The organism is Stenotrophomonas sp. AC248 (genome assembly GCF_979258185.1).
In genome coordinates this window covers 1,658,279-1,674,890 of sequence record NZ_OZ409840.1, presented here as the reverse complement: position 1 = coordinate 1,674,890, position 16,612 = coordinate 1,658,279, and the positions used below count along the sequence as shown (strand labels likewise).

Sequence of the window (16,612 nt, the reverse complement as noted above, 5' to 3'; positions counted from 1 at the left end):
CTTCCTGCTTACCGTTGCCTTTCCCCATGAAAATCGTCGAAGTGCGCCATCCGCTGGTGCAGCACAAAATCGGCCTGATGCGCGATGCGTCCCTGAGCACCAAGGATTTCCGCGAACTGGCCAACGAGCTCGGCGGCCTGCTGGCCTATGAGGCCACCGCCGACCTGGACACCGAAGCCCACACCATGGCCGGCTGGGCCGGTCCGGTGACGGTGCAGCGCATCGCCGGGGCCAAGATCACCGTGGTGCCGATCCTGCGTGCCGGGCTGGGCATGCTCAGCGGCGTGCTGTCGCTGATCCCGGCCGCGCGGGTCAGCGTGGTGGGCCTGCAGCGCGATGAGGAAACCCTGCAGCCGGTGCCCTACTTCGAGCGCCTGACCGGTCGCCTGGAAGAGCGCGATGCGCTGATCCTGGACCCGATGCTGGCCACCGGCGGCACCCTGATCGCCACCATCGACATGCTCAAGCGTGCGGGCGCGCGCCGCATCAAGGGCATTTTCCTGGTGGCTGCGCCGGAGGGCATCGCCGCCGTGCAGGCCGTGCACCCGGACGTGGAGATCTTCACCGCCGCCATCGATGCCCAGCTCAACGAAAAGGGCTACATCCTGCCGGGCCTGGGCGATGCCGGTGATCGCATCTTCGGTACCCGCGTGGTCGGTTGATCCACGCGTTGGCTGGCGGCCCTGCGCGGCCGCCGGCTTCTTCACGCGGCCTGCTCAGGGCGAGGCAGAAGCTGCGCGCAACCCTACCCGTGCGTGGAGTGTTGCCATGAAGACTGTGTCCCTGCTGGCCTGCCTGCTGCTGATCGGCAGCCCGGTGCTGGCCGATGCCGCTACCCCGCAGCAACAGCGCATGGCCGACTGTTCGGCCAAGAACAAGGGCAAGACCGGCGAGGACTACAAGTCCGCGCAGAAGGCCTGCCTGAGCGGGCCGGCCCCGGCGGCGACCACGCCGCAGGAACGCATGAAAACCTGCAATGCCGATGCCGCCGCGAAGAAGCTGGCTGGCGATGCGCGCAAGACGTTCATGAGCGGGTGTCTGAAGGCGCATTGAGGTTCGCGCCGGGTTTGGCCGGTGCGTGATTTGGGGCCGTGCCGACCAACGGTCGGCACCTACCGGTGCGCTTGGACGGACGCCCCGACGGTAGTGCCGGCCGCTGGCCGGCTCCACGTTATGCGTCCGAGGTTCAAGAGGAGCCGGCCAGCGGCCGGCACTACCATGACGTGCCGAGCGACGGTCGGCATCTACCGTCATTGCCGGGTGCATCAGGCCAGCGCGCGGGCCTTCAATTCGCCCTGCTCGTGGACGGTGCCGAACCGGCCCTTGTCATCGCGCACCACCTGCGCCAGCGCGCACTGCGGGTCGTGGGTAAAGAACAGGTGCACGTTGCGCGCCAGTTTGTCTTCCAGGAAGCTGCGCTTCTCGTCGATCAGCAGTTCGGCGTTGCGGTCGTAGCCCATGGTGATCGGCACGTGCACCCACGACCGACCCGGGATCAGGTCGGCGCAGAACACCACCCCGCCACGCGCCTGGCCATCGACCTGCTCGGGGCCGACGATTTCGGCCAGCATCAGGCCCGGGGTATGCCCGTCGCTGAAACTGAAGCGCACGCTGTTGCCCAGCGCCTTGGAATACGGCCCGTCCACGATCTCCAGCCGCCCGCTGGCCTGCAGCAGGCCGGGCAGCTCGGGAATGAAGCTGGCGCGGTCGCGCGGGTGCGGGTGCAGCGCCCGTTGCCAGTGCTCGGCGCCCACCAGGAAGGTGGCATTGGGGAACAGCAGCTCCAGCTCGCGCCCTTCGCTCCACTGTGCCAGCAGGCCACCGGCGTGGTCGAAATGCAGGTGGCTGAGCACCACCACGTCGATATCCTCGTGCTCGAAGCCGGCCTCACGCAGCGATTCCATCAGCACGTGGCGCGGTTCCTGCACCCCGTAGCGGTCGCGCAGTTTCGGCTCGAAGAACGCACCGATACCGGTTTCGAACAACACCGTCTTGCCCGCCAGCGGGCTGGCCAGCAGGGCGCGGCACGCCAGCTCGATCCGGTTCAGATCATCCGGTGCCGCCCATTTTTCCCAGACCGCGCGCGGCGCATTGCCGAACATCGCACCGCCGTCCAGCTTCTGTGAGTTACCGCGTATCGACCATAGTTTCATGCGCAAATTATCCGGCGGGACGCGTTAAATATTCGCTAGGCGCATCGGTTCATACAACGAAAAACCCCGCCGGCAGGCGGGGTTTTCGAGGGAACGGGTGACGCCGACTCAGCGCGCGGCGGCAGGCGTTACCGCCGCACTGCCCACCGGATTGCGCGGGTCGCTGCCGCCGCTGAGCACGTTGGCCTTGCGGTCCCACTCCACGGTCTGCAGGTTGCCCCACACATGGCTGGAGCCACGGCCGCCCTCGGCGCTGTCGCCAGGCAGCTCGATCTTGTGGCCCATCGCCTGCAGCTGCTTGATCGTGTCCACCGACAGCGCGCCGGTTTCGGCCGAGATCTCGTCGGGCAGCCACTGGTGGTGGTAGCGCGGCAAGGCGGCTACCTGCTGTGCAGTCAGGCCGTCGTCGTAGCCCAGGATGCCCAGCAGCACCATGGTGATGATGCGGCTGCCGCCCGGGGTGCCCAGAACCACCACCTTGTCGGACGATTCCATGAAGGTGGGCGTCATCGAGCTGAGCATGCGCTTGCCCGGCTTGGGCGCGTTGGCCGCATAGCCCATCACGCCGAACGCATTGGGCGTACCCGGCTTCAGCGCGAAATCGTCCATTTCGTTGTTGAGCAATACGCCGGTGCCCTTGGGAATCAGGCCCGAGCCGTACAGCAGGTTCACCGTCTGGGTGGCGCCCACGCGGTTGCCGTCGCGGTCGATGATCGAGAAGTGCGTCGTTTCGTCGTCTTCCAGCGGGGTCGGGTTGCCCGACAGCAGGTCGCTCGGGGTGGCCTTCTCCGGGTGGATCGTGGCGCGCAGGCCCTGGGCGTAGTCCTTGCTGGTCAGCACTTTCTGCGGAATCTGCACGAAGTCCGGGTCGCCCAGGAAGAACGTGCGGTCACGGTAGGCGCGGCGCATCGCTTCCACCACCAGGTGGGTGCGGTGGGCCTGGTCCATCGCTTTGAGATCCCAGCCTTCCAGGATCTGCAGCATCGATGCCAACGCGATGCCACCGGACGACGGCGGCGAGGCGGTGGTGATGGTCCAGTCGCGGTACTTGAACACGATCGGCTCGCGCAGCTTGACCCGGTAGCCGGCCAGCTCGTCGGCGGTCCACGTGCCGCCGGCCTGCTTCACGCCGGCCAGCAGCGCCTTGCCGGTCTGGCCGCGGTAGAAGCCGTCGAAGCCCTTGTCGGCCAGCCGCTCCAGCGTGGCAGCCAGTTCGGGCTGGCGGAACAGGTCGCCCTCGGCGATCGGCTTGCCGTTGCGCAGGTACACCTCGCGCGTGCCGGGGTAGCGTTCCATCACTTCGCGGCGCGATGCATAGCCCTTGGCCATGCGGGCATACACCGGGAACCCGTCACTGGCGATCCGCATCGCCGGGCCCAGCGAGGTGCGCAGCGGCAGCTTGCCGTGCTTGGACGACAGCTCCACCAGCGCCGCCGGCAGGCCGGGGATGCCGGCCGACCACGGGCCGTTGACCGAGCGGTCGCGGTCCAGTTGGCCCTTGCTGTCCAGGAACGCGGCTTCGGTGCCGGCCTGCGGCGCGGTTTCGCGCGCGTCCAGCATCACATCCTTGCCGGTACGGGCGTCATGCAGCAGGAAGAACCCGCCGCCGCCCAGCCCCGAGCTGATCGGCTCGACCACCGCCAAGGTGGACGACACCGCCACCGCCGCATCGAACGCATTGCCGCCCTTGGCCAGGATCTCCATGCCGGCCTCGGTGGCCAGGTGGTGGCCGCTGGCAATGGCCGCGCCGTCCGGATGGCTGGCCAGGAAACCCTGTGCGGGTGCGGCGGACCATGCCACCGGGGACCACAACAGGACGAGCAGCAACCAACGACGCGACAACATGTTCATTCGGATGGGGGCTCCGCATAAAGTTCGGGATGGTCGCGCTGCAGCCCGAACAACTTGGCCAGCAGGGCGTCCTGGGTTTCCGGGATGTCCGGATCGGGATCGATGCATTCGACCGGGCAGACGACCACGCACTGGGGTTCGTCGAAATGTCCCACGCACTCGGTGCAGCGGGCCGGATCGATCACGTAGATGGTTTCACCCATCGAGATGGCCTGATTGGGACAGGCTGGCTCACACACGTCACAGTTGACGCAGAGCTCATTGATTTTCAGCGACATGGCGTTACTCCACGCCCGCGCCGGCGGATGAAGACCGACCAGCGCATGCGCGCCGGCCGGTCATCGGCGGCTTCCTCGCAGAAGCCGCCCGGGCCACGCGGGACGCGCGGCCGCCACTGCACGGGTTACTTGGCTTCTACGAAGATGTACTCGGCGCCGGTCGGCTGGATGATGGACTGCACGCGGGCATTGTCAGCGGCCTTGCCGATGAACACCACGCGCACGTTCTTCATCGAGTCAGCCGGCACATCCTTGAACACGGCCTGGATCATGTCGGCCATCTTCGAGGACGCCGACGAACCGAAGGCCAGCATGTTGCCCGGCTGGATGCCACGGGCCACGGCCTGGGTGGCGCTCTCGACCTGACGCTCGTACTTGGCGGCGAACTCCGGGTCCGATTCCGGGGACAGGTAGTACAGGAACGGGCTGTTGGTGATGTTGCCCATGTTCTGCACGGCCACGGCCTGCAGGTACTTCTTCCAGCCGGCGTCGTCATTGGCGTCCGGGGCGACCAGCGCCTGCTGGGCTTCGGCGACCGGAGCAGCCTCTTCCTTCTTGCAGGCGGTGAAGGCCAGCGCGAACGACGCGATCAACATGGCACGCATGGTGTTGTTCATGGAATTCCTCCCTTGGTGATTCTTGGTATGTGTGGATCTGACAGGTGTTTACGACGGGCCCGACTTCGCTTCACGGACCTTGCGCAGCGCCTCGAGGACCGAGGCGGGCACGAAGCCGGACACGTCGCCGCCCAGGCGGGCGATCTCGCGGACCAGCGAAGACGAAATGAAGCTGTGCTGCTCGGCCGGGGTCAGGAACAGGGTCTCGACCTCCGGGATCAGGTGGCGGTTCATGCTCGCCATCTGGAATTCGTATTCGAAATCGGACACCGCGCGCAGCCCGCGCAGCAGCACCCCGCCCTGCACCGAGCGCACGAAATGCGCCAGCAGGGTATCGAAGCCGATCACTTCCACGTTGCGGTTGTGGCCCAGCGCATCGCGCGCCAGCTGCACGCGCAGCTCCAGCGGCAGCGTCGGGCCCTTGGACGGGCTCTGCGCCACGCCAACCACGACCTTCTCGAACAGCGGCGCGGCCCGGTTCACCAGGTCGATGTGACCGTTGGTGATCGGATCGAAGGTGCCCGGGTAAACGGCAATGCGGCGGTTGGCCACGGTCATACGTCAGCTACACGTTGTGATCTGGTGAAAGTGTAGCAGTGGCGCGGCGGTACAGGGCAAAACGCACCTCCCGGGTCCCGCCCTCGCGGTGCAGCAGCCACGGCGCGGGCACCCGCGGCGCCTGCTCGGCCGGTGCCTCCAGGTACAGCCAGGCATCGGCGGCCAGGTGCGGCCCCAACCCCGCCAGCACCTGGTCCCACAGCCCGGCGGCGAACGGCGGGTCCACGAACACGATATCGGCCTGCCCTGTCGGCGGCTGCGCCAGCCACTGCAGCGCATCGGCCTGCACCACCGCCACCTGCCCCTGCGCGCCCAGCTTGGCCACCGATTCGCGCAGCTGCCGGGCCAATCCGGCATCCCGCTCGACCAGCGTCGCCTGCCCGGCCCCACGCGACACCGCCTCCAGCCCCAGCGCCCCGCTACCGGCAAACAGGTCCAGCACCCGCGCGCCGCCAATCCGCGGCATCAGCCAGTTGAACAGCGTCTCCCGGACCCGGTCGCTGCTGGGTCGCAGCCCCGGCGACAGCGGCACCGGCAACTTCGTCCCGCGCCACTTGCCGCCGATGATCCGCACCTGGCCCACGGCCGCCGCCACCGGCGGGCGCGGCTTCATGCGCGGCTCCAGAAGGAAAGAGCGGACGGGTCGAACGAGCGGGAACAGGTCATGGGTACGAAGATCAGGCGATTCAGGGCGTCATTCTAGGCGGTCCGGCCACCGTCACCACCACGAGTACCGATTCCAGAACGACGAGCAGCCACGCATGGCGTGGCTCTACCGGCCGCTACCAACATCCCTGCCCCGGAACGAAGATCAGCCACGCGTGGCGTGGCTCTACCCGCGTCACTCGGAACGTCTGCCAGAGGCCGGTGGGGATGCGGTCCCGGGACCGTTGGGCAACATGGATGTTGCCCACGAGGCTCCAAGGATGGATTTACGCCGTGTCCCGGGACCGCATCCCCACCGGCCTCCCACGCAGACAGATAGGCGCCGCGCCTTTGGCTTCATGCTCTGGCGTCATGCTTCGGCTTCGGCTTCGGCTTCGGCTCCGGCCCCTGGCTCTCGCTCCGGCCCCCGCTCTTGAAAACCCACCCCACCACCCCTACCCCTTGAGCCAGCCGCCGCGCCGGGCGCGGCATCGTCCAAGGAGCATCGTCACCGTGACCGAGCAGACCCAAAAACAAACCCTGGGCTTCCAGACCGAAGTCAAACAGCTGCTGCAGCTGATGATCCACTCGCTGTACTCCAACAAGGAAATCTTCCTTCGCGAGCTCATCTCCAACGCCGCCGATGCCTCCGACAAACTGCGCTTTGAAGCGCTGACCCAGCCGGCCCTGCTCGAAAACGACGGCGACCTGCGCATCCGTGTCAGCTTCGATGCCGACGCCCACACCCTCACCATCGACGACAACGGCATCGGCATGAGCCGCGAGGATGCCATCGCGCACCTCGGCACCATCGCCAAGTCCGGCACCGGTGACTTCCTGCGCCAGCTCTCCGGTGACCAGAAGAAAGACTCCCAGCTCATCGGCCAGTTCGGCGTCGGCTTCTACAGCGCCTTCATCGTCGCCGACCAGGTCGACGTCTACTCCCGCCGTGCCGGCCTGCCCGCCAGCGAGGGCGTGCACTGGTCCTCGCGCGGTGAAGGCGAGTTCGACGTCGAACCCATCGACAAGCCCGAGCGCGGCACCCGCATCGTCCTGCACCTCAAGGACGACCAGCACGACTTCGCCGATGGCTGGCGCCTGCGCGGCATCATCAAGAAGTACTCCGACCATATCGGCCTGCCGATCCAGATGGTCAAGGAACACCACGGCGACGACGCCCCGGCCGAGGTTGAATGGGAAACCGTCAACCGCGCCAGCGCCCTGTGGACCCGTCCGCGCACCGAGATCAGCGACGCCGAGTACCAGGAGTTCTACAAGCACGCCGCCCACGACCACCAGGATGCACTGGCCTGGAGCCACAACAAGGTCGAAGGCAAGCTCGAGTACACCTCGCTGCTCTACGTGCCCGGCCACGCCCCGTTCGACCTGTACCACCGCGACGCGCCCAAGGGCCTGAAGCTCTACGTGCAGCGCGTGTTCGTCATGGACCAGGCCGAACAGTTCCTGCCGATGTACCTGCGTTTCATCAAGGGCGTGGTCGACTCCAACGACCTGTCGCTGAACGTCTCGCGCGAAATCCTGCAGTCCGGCCCGGTCATCGACTCCATGAAGTCGGCCCTGACCAAGCGTTCGCTGGACATGCTGGAGAAGCTGGCCACCGACAAGCCCGACGTCTACGCTGGCTTCTGGAAGCAGTTCGGCCAGGTGCTCAAGGAAGGCCCCGCCGAAGACTTCAACAACCGCGAAAAGATCGCCGGCCTGCTGCGCTTCGCCTCCACGCATGACACCAGCGGCGAGCAGAGCGTGTCGCTGGCCGATTACGTGGGCCGCATGATCGAAGGCCAGGACAAGATCTACTACCTGACCGGCGACAGCTACACCCAGGTCAAGGACAGCCCGCACCTGGAAGTGTTCCGCAAGAAGGGCATCGAAGTGCTGCTGTTCACCGACCGCATCGACGAATGGCTGATGGGGTACCTGACCGAGTTCGATGGCAAGTCATTCGTTGACGTCGCCCGCGGCGACCTGGACCTGGGCGCGCTGGAAAGCGCCGAAGACAAGCAGGCCCAGGAAGAAGCCGCCAAGGACAAGCAGGGCCTGGTCGACCGCATCAAGGCCGCGCTGGGCGAGGATGTCGCCGACGTGCGCGTGTCGCACCGCCTCACCGATTCCCCGGCGATCCTGGCCATCGGCGAACAGGACCTGGGCCTGCAGATGCGCCAGATCCTGGAAGCCAGCGGCCAGAAGGTGCCCGACAGCAAGCCGGTGTTCGAGTTCAACCCCGGCCACCCGCTGATCGGCAAGCTGGACCAGGAAGCCGACAGCGCCCGCTTCGACGACCTCAGCCGCGTGCTGTTCGAACAGGCCGCGCTGGCTGCCGGTGACACGCTGAAGGACCCGGCCGCCTACGTGCGCCGGCTCAACAAGCTGCTGCTGGAATTGTCGGCGTAAGGCGACCGATGGTGGGACGGGTGCGTGCCGACCAACGGTCGGCATTCGCACACACGGTAGTGCCGGCCGCTGGCCGGCTCATGGGAAACCACGCTGGTGCGAGGAGCCGGCCAGCGGCCGGCACTACCGTGCGATTCGGGGTCAGGCGCGCTTGTCCAGCAACGCGCCGAGCATCTGGTCGCTGCGGCGAATCAGCGTGGCGTTGGCCGCAAACGTCAGCACCGCCTCTTGCGCGGCAAGCAGGTCCGACACCGGCGCAGCCGGATCGGCCGCCACCTCGACCAGGCTGGCGTCCACCCCGCCGCCGGCAACCGCGGCCTGGGCCACGCCGATCCGGGTGGCCTCGGCCACCGGCAGGCGCGCCACGTTCGACGCGGCCGCCTGCACCCCAAGGGTCGCGGCGCGCAGGCCCGAGCTGGCAATGGACATCACGTTCACGGTCCTGCACTCCACGATGTACGACTGCGTCCGCATGACGCAGTGCTTCACAGCCGTTAGCGGCTGCCGCGGCGCTGGCTTAAGACGGCAGCCGACCAACGGTCGGCTCTACCCGACAGCCGACCAACGGTCGGCTCTATCCGGTGGTGGGTGGTGGCCGGTAGAGCCGACCGTTGGTCGGCTGCCCGCAGCAATGCACACCACCCACGTTCGCACTGCCGTCCAAGGGCGCAGTGGTAGCATATCCCCCTGATTTCAGCGCCGAATCCAATGCTCAGTTTCTTCCGTCGCAAAAAGACCCAGGACGCTCCCCAGGACGCGCCCAAGACCCAGCACTATTCGGCCGAAGAACTGGCCGCGGCGTTCCCGCAGGCCAGCCAGGATGGCCCGTCGGCGCCGGCGCCGATCGAGGCACCTGCTGCCGAGGTGCCTGCCGCTGAGGTGCCTGCCGCTCACGCGCCTGCTGTCGAGACGCCTGCTGCCGAGGCACCCGTTGCGCCGCTCGCCGCGCCGCTGCCGCCGGTTGCGCCGGTTGTACCTGCTGCCACCGTCGCGCCAGCACCGGTTACGCCCGAAGCGCCGGTCGCCGCGCCTGTGGCCGCGCCTGCCGTGGTTCCGGCCGCTGCGCCCGATACGGCTGCCGCCGTGGCGCCCGCCGTTGTCGCACCGACCACCCCGGCCCCGCTGGTGGTGGCCGAACCCATCGCCGCGCCCTTGCCGCCGCCGGTGCTGGTCGCCAACCAGATCACCCAGGAAGCCTCGCAGCCGCTTGCGACCGAGCCGGCTGAAGGCACCGCTGCCGCAGCACCGGGCAAGCTGGGCTGGCGCGACCGCCTGCGCAACAGCGTCATCGCACGCAGCTTCGGCGGCCTGTTCTCGCGCAATCCCAAGCTCGATGACGACCTGCTGGATGAACTGGAAACCGCGCTGATCACCGCCGATGTGGGCGTGGGCGCCACCACCGCGCTGGTGGAGGGCCTGCGCAAGCGCATGAAGGCGCGCGAATTCGCCGATGCCAACGCGCTGCTGGCTGCGCTGCGCAGCGACCTGATCGCCATCCTGCAACCGGTCTCCAAGCCGCTGGTCATCGACCGCAGCGCCAAGCCCTTCGTGGTCCTCACCGTCGGCGTCAACGGCGTGGGCAAGACCACCACCATCGGCAAGCTGGCCAAGCGCTTCAAGGACGATGGCCACAGCCTGATGCTGGCCGCCGGCGATACGTTCCGTGCCGCCGCCGTGGCCCAGCTGCAGATCTGGGGCGAACGCAACGGCGTGACCGTGGTGGCCCAGGGCCAGAACGCCGATGCCGCCTCGGTGGCGTTTGACGCGCTGCAGGCCGGCAAGGCCCGTGGCACCGAAGTGCTCATCGCCGACACCGCCGGCCGCCTGCACACCCAGGGCGGGCTGATGAACGAACTGGGCAAGATCCGTCGCGTGCTGGGCAAGATCGACCCGGCGGCACCGCACGAGGTGCTGATGGTGATCGATGGCACTACCGGGCAGAACGCGCTGTCGCAGCTGCGTCAGTTCCATGCCGCGGTCAATGTGACCGGGCTGGTGGTGACCAAGCTGGACGGCACCGCCAAGGGGGGCGTGGTGTTCGCGCTGGCCCGCGAGTTCGGCATCCCGATCCGCTTTGCCGGCATCGGTGAGCGTCCGGAAGACCTGCGGGTGTTCGATCCGGAAGCCTTCGTCGACGCATTGCTGCCCGAAGCGCTGGGCAGCTGATCCAACGGCGCGGTGGGCGTACGTCCCGCGCGTCCCCGGTGAATGCATCGCCGCACCCGGGTTGGTAGAGCCACCCCATGGGTGGCTGTATCGCACAGGATGCGTCGTCGGCAGTTTGCGCTGCCCCGCCCGGATAGAGCAGCCACCCATGGGGTGGCTCTACCCCCGTCCAGGAATCACCATGCCACGCCAGCCCACCGCCAGCACCCCTGTCCCCGCCGACGATGCCTTCGTCGCGCGGCTGCTGCCGTGGTTCGACGGGCATGGCCGGCACGACCTGCCGTGGCAGCATCCGCGCTCGCCGTACCGGGTGTGGCTGTCGGAAATCATGCTGCAGCAGACCCAGGTCGGCACGGTCATTCCGTACTTCCTGGCCTTCCTGCGCGTGTTCCCCACCCTGCCCGACCTCGCCGCAGCCAGCAACGATGCAGTGATGGCGCAGTGGGCCGGGCTGGGCTACTACGCCCGTGCCCGCAACCTGCATGCCGCCGCGCAGCGCTGCGTTGAACAGCACGACGGCGCGCTGCCGCGCGATGTCGAGGCCTTGAACGCGCTGCCCGGCATCGGCCGCAGCACCGCCGCGGCGATCCTGAGCCAGGCCTGGAACGACCGTTTTGCGATCCTCGACGGCAACGTCAAGCGGGTGCTGACGCGCTACCACGGCATCGACGGGTTCCCCGGCCTGCCCAAGGTGGAGAAGGCGCTGTGGGCCCTGGCCGACGCGCACGTGGCGCACGTACCCGACACGCGCATGGCCGACTACACCCAGGCGCAGATGGACCTGGGCGCCACCGTGTGCACCCGCAGCCGGCCGGCCTGCGTGATCTGCCCGCTGCAGGCGGACTGCGTGGCGCGCCGCGAAGGCCGCACCGACCAACTGCCCACGCCCAAGCCCACCAAGACCCTGCCCGAACGTGAAGCCACCGCACTGCTGCTGCGCGATGGGCACGGCCGCGTGCTGCTGCAGAAGCGCCCGGACACCGGCATCTGGGCGCAGCTGTGGACGCTGCCGCAGGCCGACACCGGCAGCGACCTGCAGGACTGGTTCGACACCCACGTGAGCGGTTCGCTGGATGACGCCGAGGTGCTGCCCGTGTTGGAGCACACCTTCAGCCACTACCGGCTGCACCTGCAGGTGCTGGTGCAGCGCGTGGACGGCCTGCAACGCGATGACCCGACGCTGCGCTGGGTGGCCGCCGCCGACCTGCCCAGCCTCGGCCTGCCTGCGCCGATCCGCAAGCTGCTGGACACCGGTGCGCCGCCGGCCCGGCCCAAGCGCCGTACAATGCGAAGCGCACCACCTTCACCCGAGTCCGAGTAAGCCATGCCCCGCACCGTTTTCTGCCAGTACGAACAACGCGACACCGAAGGCCTGGACTTCGTGCCCTACCCCGGCGAGCTGGGCCAGCGCATCTTCAACGGCATCGGCAAGAGCGCCTGGAGCGCCTGGCTGGCGCACCAGACCATGCTGATCAACGAAAACCGGCTGTCGCCGCGCGATCCCAAGCACCGCGCCTTCTTGGAAACCGAACTGGTGAAATACCTGTTCGAGAAGGACGCCGAAAAGCCGGCAGGTTTCATTCCCGAAGCGTGATTGCCGCCTGCCGACCATCGTGACCGGTACGTACCGGCCGTTGGTCGGTACATCGCCACCACGCAACGCCCGACCGCCAAACGGTCCCTACGTCGTCACTTCGCCGGCACGGCCTGCGCGTCCTGGCGCTCCTGCACCTGCGCCTGGCGCAGCTCCTTCTCGGTCGAACGCAAGGCCTGGACATCCAGCTTGCGGATGCTGCCGATGAAGCACGGCAGGGTGGGCCCCGGCGTCGGGTCACGCACCAGCACCTTGTCGAACCGCGCCGACACCCGCCCCATCTGGCTGGTCAGGCCGATGGCCGCGGCGTAGTCCAGGCCCTGGCACGGACCGCGCAGTTCCAGCAGATACGCCTCGCTGGGCCGGGTCCAGACCGCGAGCGCACTGTCGCCCAGCTCGGTCCAGCCATTCAACGATCCGAAGTACTGCAGGCTGTCCTGTGGCGGGCCGGCATGGGCCCGGTACAGCTCCAGCCGCTGCTGGCTGGACAGGCGCCCGGTGGTGGCGCACGCCACCAGGGCAAGGCACAGCACAGCCGCTCCGATCAGGGTCTTCATGGCACCACCTTCAAGGATGAACATGCCGATGATGCACCTGTTGGGTGAGGCCGGCGACAGGATCGCGCCGACCATTCAGCGGCCAGCTCAGACCTCGCTGTTGGCCAGTTCGTGCAGGCGCCCTTCGCGCAGCTCCAGCACGCGGTCCAGCTTGCGCGCCAGGTTGCGGTCGTGGGTCACCAGCACCAGGCTGGTGTGGTGCGCGCGGTTGAGTTCGAGCATCAGTTCGAACACCGTCGCGGCCGTCTTGTCATCCAGGTTGCCGGTGGGTTCGTCGCCCAGCACGCAGGCCGGCTTGTTGACCAGCGCGCGCGCCACGGCCGCACGCTGGCGCTCGCCGCCGGACAGTTCGCCCGGCTTGTGCTCCAGCCGATGGCCCAGGCCCACCGACTCCAGCAACAGCTGCGCGCGCTCCTTGGCAGCCGCCACTTCCTGGCCGCCCAGCAGCACGGGCATCATCACGTTTTCCAACGCGGTGAACTCCGGCAGCAGGTGATGGAACTGGTACACGAAGCCCAGCGCCCGGTTGCGCAGCAGGCCGCGCTGGCCATCGGTCAGCCCCGACATGCGATGCCCGGTCACAAATACCTCGCCTGCGGTGGGCGTGTCCAACCCGCCCAGCAGGTGCAGCAGCGTGCTCTTGCCGGCGCCGGACGCGCCGATGATGGCCACCGTTTCGCCGGCCGACACGGTCAGGTCCAGCCCGTTGAACACCGGGGTGTGCATGCGGCCTTCGGCGTACACCTTGGCCAGCCCCTGGGCACGGATCACTTCGTCGCCGCGATCGATCGGCTCATTCATAGCGCAGGGCCTCCGCCGGCTGGGTGCGGGCAGCGCGCCACGCGGGATACAAGGTGGCAAGGAAACTCATGGCCAGCGCGATGAGGGTGATGACGATGATGTCCGGTGCCTGCATGTCGGTGGGCAGGCCGGTGATGTAATAGACGTCCTCGGGCAACAGCTTGACGTTGAACACCGTCTCGATCGCACCGAGGATGCGTTCCAGGTTCAAGGTCAGGGTGATGCCACCGATCACGCCGGCGACGGTGCCGATGATGCCGATCAGCGAGCCCTGCACCATGAACACCTGCATCACTCCGCCCGGGGTCAGGCCGAGCGTACGCAGGATGGCGATATCGGCCTGCTTGTCGGTCACCAGCATCACCTGCGACGACACCAGGTTGAACGCGCCCATGGCGATGATCAGCGAGAGCAGGATGCCCATCACCACCTTTTCCATGCGCAGCGAGTGGTACAGGTTGGCGTTCTGCTGGGTCCAGTCGCTGACCCGGTACGCGCCGCCCAGGCTGTGGGCCAGGTCCACGCCAACGTCCAACGCCTTGTCCATGTCGTGCAGCTTGAGCCGCACGCCGGTCACGCCGTCCATGCGCAGCACGCGCTCCATGTCGGCCATGTTGGCAAACGCCACGCCCTTGTCGATCTCGTTGTAGCCGGCCTCGAAGATGCCGCTGACGGTGAAGCGCTTCAGCCGCGGCATCGCGCCCACCGGGGTGCCCTGCACTTCGGCCAGGGTCACCAGCACGGTGTCACCGACATTCACGCCCAACCAGATCGCCAGTTCCTTGCCCACCAGCAGGTTGTAGCTGCCCGGGGTGAGGCTGTCGAAACTGCCCTTGACCACTTTCTGGTTGATCACCGACACGCCCGGCTCCAGTGCCGGGTCGATGCCCTGCACGATCGCACCCTGCACGCGCGGACCGCTGAGCATGGCCTGGATCTCGATGTACGGGGCAGCGCCGGCCACGCGTGGATCCTTTTTGGCCGCATCCACCGCACGCTGCCAGTCCGACATCGGCGCGCCATCGCTGGTGATGGTGGTATGGGCGGTCATCTGCAGCAGGCGGTCACGGATTTCCTTCTGGAAGCCGCTCATCACGGCCAGCGTGGTGATCAGCACGGTCACGCCCAGCGCGATGCCGAGGATGGAGGCCATCGAGATGAAGGAGATGAAGCCGTTACGGCGCTTGGCGCGCAGATAGCGCAGACCGATCGAAACAGGTATGGGTTTGAACATGCAGGTGCGCCGGACAATTCAGGCTATGGTGCCACTGCTGGACGTGAACGGGAAATGCAGCGTGCGCGCACGGCCAGTCGCAGTTCACGTCGTTGCGCCGGGGTGAGCGTGTCGGGCCAGAACAGCCGCCAGTGGCGGCGTCCCTGCTGGCGCCAGGCCAGTTGCAGCAGCACGCCACGATCGGACAGCTGCAGGTCATCGACCGGCTGCCCATCCACCTGCGCCGGGTCATCACCGGGCGGTATCACGATGGCCTGGGCGGGCATGCGCCCGTAGCGCCACGCCCCGGTTGCGCCCATGGCCACGGCCAGCAGGGCGGCCGGCCAGTGCCAGCGGCCGGTCAGGTCGGTGCTGAACACCGCCCACGGCAGCAGCGCGGTGATCAGCCAGTGCGCTCCGCACTGCCAGCGGGAAGGCCGCCACTCAAGCCGGCAGGGCGCGGATCCGGGCGATGAGCGCGGCAGGCTGCGCATGCGGGCACTCCTCGTAACCCATGAACCAGCGCCACAACCTATCGTCTTCGCTTTCCAGCAGGAACAGGAAAACCTCGCGCTCTTCGGTAGGTGCCTGCAGCCAGCAGCGGTCCAGGTAACGCCCGAACAGCTGGTCCAGTTCACGCATGCCACGCCGGCAACGCCAGCGCAGCTTCTTCAGTTCAGTGGCTTCGTCCATCGATCAGGCTCCGGAAACAGCAAGGCCGGGCATGGCCCGGCCGAACGTGCAGCCGGGTCGCGCCCGGCGTTGATGCAGCCGGGCAGAGCCCGGATCCTTTCAGCGGGGCAGAGCCCCGCTCTACGTGCACAGCGGGGCAGCGCCCAGCTTAGGCGCGGCGCGCCATCATCAACTTCTTGATCTCGGCAATGGCCAGCGCCGGGTTCAGACCCTTCGGGCAGGTGCGCGAGCAGTTCATGATGGTGTGGCAGCGGTACAGCTTGAACGGGTCTTCCAGTTCGTCCAGGCGCGCACCGGTGTCTTCATCGCGCGAGTCGACGATCCAGCGGTAGGCCTGCAGCAGGATCGCCGGGCCGAGGTAACGCTCGCCGTTCCACCAGTAGCTCGGGCAGCTGGTGGAGCAGCACGCGCACAGGATGCACTCGTACAGGCCGTCCAGCTTCTTGCGGTCTTCCGGCGACTGCAGGCGCTCGCGATCCGGCGGCGGCGGGGTCTGCGTGCGGATCCACGGCTTGATCGAGGCGTACTGCGCGTAGAAGTGGGTCAGGTCCGGCACCAGGTCCTTGACCACGCTCATGTGCGGCAGCGGGTAGATCGGCACTTCGGCCTTGCCGCAATCGGCAATGGCACGGGTGCAGGCCAGCGTGTTGGTGCCGTCGATGTTCATCGCGCACGAACCGCAGATGCCTTCGCGGCACGAACGACGGAAGGTCAGGGTCGGGTCGACCTCGTTCTTGATCTTGATCAGCGCGTCCAGAACCATCGGGCCGCAGCTGTCCAGATCGATCTCGTAGGTATCGGTCCGCGGGTTGCTGTCGTCGTCGGGACTCCAGCGGTAGATCTTGAAAGTGCGCGTGTTCTTCGCACCGCTCTTGGCGGGGAAGTGCTTGCCCTTTCCGATCTTGGAATTCTTGGGGAGGGAAAACTCGGCCATGGCTGTTCTCGTTGGCTCAGGCGGCTCGCGCTGCGATGCAGGCGCGGCTAGCACGGAAGATGAGGAAGTTGACACCGCCGGCCCGCAGCGCGCGCACCACCCTGCCCGTGCGGACAGGAAGGTGGGCAGGCGCTGCGTGG

Annotated in this window: 19 protein-coding genes; 6 read left to right on the top strand and 13 right to left on the bottom strand. The window is 67.5% G+C overall.

The features are described 5' to 3' along the window. The first annotated feature begins 26 nt into the window (after positions 1–26). Positions 27–662 (top strand): uracil phosphoribosyltransferase, encoded by a 636-nt coding sequence (gene upp / locus ACZ0AE_RS07730; protein ID WP_019183235.1) that lies wholly within the window; start codon positions 27–29, stop codon positions 660–662. Between the two features lie 106 nt (positions 663–768). Beyond that, the gene (locus ACZ0AE_RS07725; protein ID WP_463600740.1) at positions 769–1,053 is read left to right on the top strand and encodes a PsiF family protein; all 285 of its coding nucleotides are present in this window, start codon (positions 769–771) and stop codon (positions 1,051–1,053) included. 212 nt (positions 1,054–1,265) lie between these two features. Here ACZ0AE_RS07725 and ACZ0AE_RS07720 read toward each other — a convergent pair whose 3' ends face one another. From ACZ0AE_RS07720 to rsmD, 6 genes are all read right to left on the bottom strand, one after another. Then, positions 1,266–2,153, bottom strand: a complete 888-nt coding sequence (locus ACZ0AE_RS07720; RefSeq protein ID WP_038689015.1) for an MBL fold metallo-hydrolase — start codon at positions 2,151–2,153, stop codon at positions 1,266–1,268. A 108-nt stretch (positions 2,154–2,261) separates the two neighbouring features. Further along, positions 2,262–4,004, bottom strand: coding sequence for a gamma-glutamyltransferase (gene ggt / locus ACZ0AE_RS07715; RefSeq protein ID WP_463600739.1), 1,743 nt, complete (start codon positions 4,002–4,004; stop codon positions 2,262–2,264). After that, positions 4,001–4,282 carry a YfhL family 4Fe-4S dicluster ferredoxin gene (locus ACZ0AE_RS07710; RefSeq protein ID WP_038689019.1) on the bottom strand — a complete coding sequence of 94 codons (282 nt, stop codon included), beginning with the start codon at positions 4,280–4,282 and terminating at the stop codon, positions 4,001–4,003. Before ACZ0AE_RS07710 ends, ggt begins: the two co-directional genes overlap by 4 nt. A 125-nt stretch (positions 4,283–4,407) precedes the next feature. After that, positions 4,408–4,899, bottom strand: a complete 492-nt coding sequence (locus ACZ0AE_RS07705) for a hypothetical protein (RefSeq protein ID WP_038689021.1) — start codon at positions 4,897–4,899, stop codon at positions 4,408–4,410. Between the two features lie 48 nt (positions 4,900–4,947). Next, positions 4,948–5,457, bottom strand: coding sequence for a pantetheine-phosphate adenylyltransferase (coaD, locus tag ACZ0AE_RS07700; protein ID WP_038689023.1), 510 nt, complete (start codon positions 5,455–5,457; stop codon positions 4,948–4,950). 7 nt (positions 5,458–5,464) lie between these two features. Then, positions 5,465–6,070, bottom strand: a complete 606-nt coding sequence (rsmD, locus tag ACZ0AE_RS07695) for a 16S rRNA (guanine(966)-N(2))-methyltransferase RsmD (RefSeq protein ID WP_448133409.1) — start codon at positions 6,068–6,070, stop codon at positions 5,465–5,467. Positions 6,071–6,615: 545 nt separating this feature from the next. On the opposite strand from rsmD, the gene htpG reads away from it, so the two are divergent. After that, the gene (htpG, locus tag ACZ0AE_RS07690; protein WP_038689026.1) at positions 6,616–8,514 is read left to right on the top strand and encodes a molecular chaperone HtpG; all 1,899 of its coding nucleotides are present in this window, start codon (positions 6,616–6,618) and stop codon (positions 8,512–8,514) included. Positions 8,515–8,655: 141 nt separating this feature from the next. Here htpG and ACZ0AE_RS07685 read toward each other — a convergent pair whose 3' ends face one another. Then, positions 8,656–8,988: a hypothetical protein gene (locus ACZ0AE_RS07685; protein WP_463600738.1), complete on the bottom strand. Its 333-nt coding sequence runs from the start codon at positions 8,986–8,988 to the stop codon at positions 8,656–8,658. 234 nt (positions 8,989–9,222) lie between these two features. Here ACZ0AE_RS07685 and ftsY point away from each other — a divergent pair, with 234 nt between their 5' ends. The 3 genes from ftsY (at position 9,223) to ACZ0AE_RS07670 (ending at position 12,274) form a co-directional block, all read left to right on the top strand. Then, positions 9,223–10,680: a signal recognition particle-docking protein FtsY gene (gene ftsY / locus ACZ0AE_RS07680; RefSeq protein WP_463600737.1), complete on the top strand. Its 1,458-nt coding sequence runs from the start codon at positions 9,223–9,225 to the stop codon at positions 10,678–10,680. A 181-nt stretch (positions 10,681–10,861) separates the two neighbouring features. Next, on the top strand, positions 10,862–12,001 hold the full coding sequence (gene mutY / locus ACZ0AE_RS07675) for an A/G-specific adenine glycosylase (RefSeq protein WP_463600736.1): 1,140 nt from the start codon (positions 10,862–10,864) through the stop codon (positions 11,999–12,001). A gap of 3 nt (positions 12,002–12,004) precedes the next feature. Then, positions 12,005–12,274, top strand: a complete 270-nt coding sequence (locus ACZ0AE_RS07670; RefSeq protein ID WP_128095612.1) for an oxidative damage protection protein — start codon at positions 12,005–12,007, stop codon at positions 12,272–12,274. Between the two features lie 95 nt (positions 12,275–12,369). Here the strand turns inward: ACZ0AE_RS07670 and ACZ0AE_RS07665 are convergent, their stop codons facing one another. The 6 genes from ACZ0AE_RS07665 to ACZ0AE_RS07640 all read right to left on the bottom strand — a co-directional run bounded on the left by ACZ0AE_RS07665 (position 12,370) and on the right by ACZ0AE_RS07640 (position 16,472). Further along, the gene (locus ACZ0AE_RS07665; RefSeq protein WP_038692317.1) at positions 12,370–12,831 is read right to left on the bottom strand and encodes a DUF6491 family protein; all 462 of its coding nucleotides are present in this window, start codon (positions 12,829–12,831) and stop codon (positions 12,370–12,372) included. A gap of 87 nt (positions 12,832–12,918) precedes the next feature. Next, positions 12,919–13,632, bottom strand: a complete 714-nt coding sequence (gene lolD / locus ACZ0AE_RS07660) for a lipoprotein-releasing ABC transporter ATP-binding protein LolD (RefSeq protein WP_038689033.1) — start codon at positions 13,630–13,632, stop codon at positions 12,919–12,921. Then, positions 13,625–14,866 carry a lipoprotein-releasing ABC transporter permease subunit gene (locus ACZ0AE_RS07655; protein ID WP_038689035.1) on the bottom strand — a complete coding sequence of 414 codons (1,242 nt, stop codon included), beginning with the start codon at positions 14,864–14,866 and terminating at the stop codon, positions 13,625–13,627. The genes lolD and ACZ0AE_RS07655 overlap by 8 nt, the downstream gene beginning before the upstream one ends. 23 nt (positions 14,867–14,889) lie before the next feature. Beyond that, on the bottom strand, positions 14,890–15,339 hold the full coding sequence (locus tag ACZ0AE_RS07650) for a hypothetical protein (protein WP_448133404.1): 450 nt from the start codon (positions 15,337–15,339) through the stop codon (positions 14,890–14,892). Continuing rightward, positions 15,290–15,538 carry an FAD assembly factor SdhE gene (locus ACZ0AE_RS07645; protein ID WP_038689039.1) on the bottom strand — a complete coding sequence of 83 codons (249 nt, stop codon included), beginning with the start codon at positions 15,536–15,538 and terminating at the stop codon, positions 15,290–15,292. The genes ACZ0AE_RS07650 and ACZ0AE_RS07645 overlap by 50 nt, the downstream gene beginning before the upstream one ends. 148 nt (positions 15,539–15,686) lie before the next feature. Next, a complete protein-coding gene (locus ACZ0AE_RS07640; protein WP_038689041.1) occupies positions 15,687–16,472 on the bottom strand; it encodes a succinate dehydrogenase iron-sulfur subunit in 786 nt (261 codons plus the stop codon). Positions 16,473–16,612: the final 140 nt, after the last annotated feature.

Excerpts from the sequence above, each read along its gene's own strand:
- upp (WP_019183235.1), top strand. The coding sequence starts at position 27 with ATGAAAATCGTCGAAGTGCGCCATCCGCTGGTGCAGCACAAAATCGGC.
- ACZ0AE_RS07725 (WP_463600740.1), top strand. The coding sequence starts at position 769 with ATGAAGACTGTGTCCCTGCTGGCCTGCCTGCTGCTGATCGGCAGCCCG.
- ACZ0AE_RS07720 (WP_038689015.1), bottom strand. The coding sequence starts at position 2,153 with ATGAAACTATGGTCGATACGCGGTAACTCACAGAAGCTGGACGGCGGT.
- ggt (WP_463600739.1), bottom strand. The coding sequence starts at position 4,004 with ATGAACATGTTGTCGCGTCGTTGGTTGCTGCTCGTCCTGTTGTGGTCC.
- ACZ0AE_RS07710 (WP_038689019.1), bottom strand. The coding sequence starts at position 4,282 with ATGTCGCTGAAAATCAATGAGCTCTGCGTCAACTGTGACGTGTGTGAG.
- ACZ0AE_RS07705 (WP_038689021.1), bottom strand. The coding sequence starts at position 4,899 with ATGAACAACACCATGCGTGCCATGTTGATCGCGTCGTTCGCGCTGGCC.
- coaD (WP_038689023.1), bottom strand. The coding sequence starts at position 5,457 with ATGACCGTGGCCAACCGCCGCATTGCCGTTTACCCGGGCACCTTCGAT.
- rsmD (WP_448133409.1), bottom strand. The coding sequence starts at position 6,070 with ATGAAGCCGCGCCCGCCGGTGGCGGCGGCCGTGGGCCAGGTGCGGATC.
- ACZ0AE_RS07685 (WP_463600738.1), bottom strand. The coding sequence starts at position 8,988 with ATGCGGACGCAGTCGTACATCGTGGAGTGCAGGACCGTGAACGTGATG.
- ftsY (WP_463600737.1), top strand. The coding sequence starts at position 9,223 with ATGCTCAGTTTCTTCCGTCGCAAAAAGACCCAGGACGCTCCCCAGGAC.
- mutY (WP_463600736.1), top strand. The coding sequence starts at position 10,862 with ATGCCACGCCAGCCCACCGCCAGCACCCCTGTCCCCGCCGACGATGCC.
- ACZ0AE_RS07670 (WP_128095612.1), top strand. The coding sequence starts at position 12,005 with ATGCCCCGCACCGTTTTCTGCCAGTACGAACAACGCGACACCGAAGGC.
- ACZ0AE_RS07665 (WP_038692317.1), bottom strand. The coding sequence starts at position 12,831 with ATGAAGACCCTGATCGGAGCGGCTGTGCTGTGCCTTGCCCTGGTGGCG.
- lolD (WP_038689033.1), bottom strand. The coding sequence starts at position 13,632 with ATGAATGAGCCGATCGATCGCGGCGACGAAGTGATCCGTGCCCAGGGG.
- ACZ0AE_RS07655 (WP_038689035.1), bottom strand. The coding sequence starts at position 14,866 with ATGTTCAAACCCATACCTGTTTCGATCGGTCTGCGCTATCTGCGCGCC.
- ACZ0AE_RS07650 (WP_448133404.1), bottom strand. The coding sequence starts at position 15,339 with ATGCGCAGCCTGCCGCGCTCATCGCCCGGATCCGCGCCCTGCCGGCTT.
- ACZ0AE_RS07645 (WP_038689039.1), bottom strand. The coding sequence starts at position 15,538 with ATGGACGAAGCCACTGAACTGAAGAAGCTGCGCTGGCGTTGCCGGCGT.
- ACZ0AE_RS07640 (WP_038689041.1), bottom strand. The coding sequence starts at position 16,472 with ATGGCCGAGTTTTCCCTCCCCAAGAATTCCAAGATCGGAAAGGGCAAG.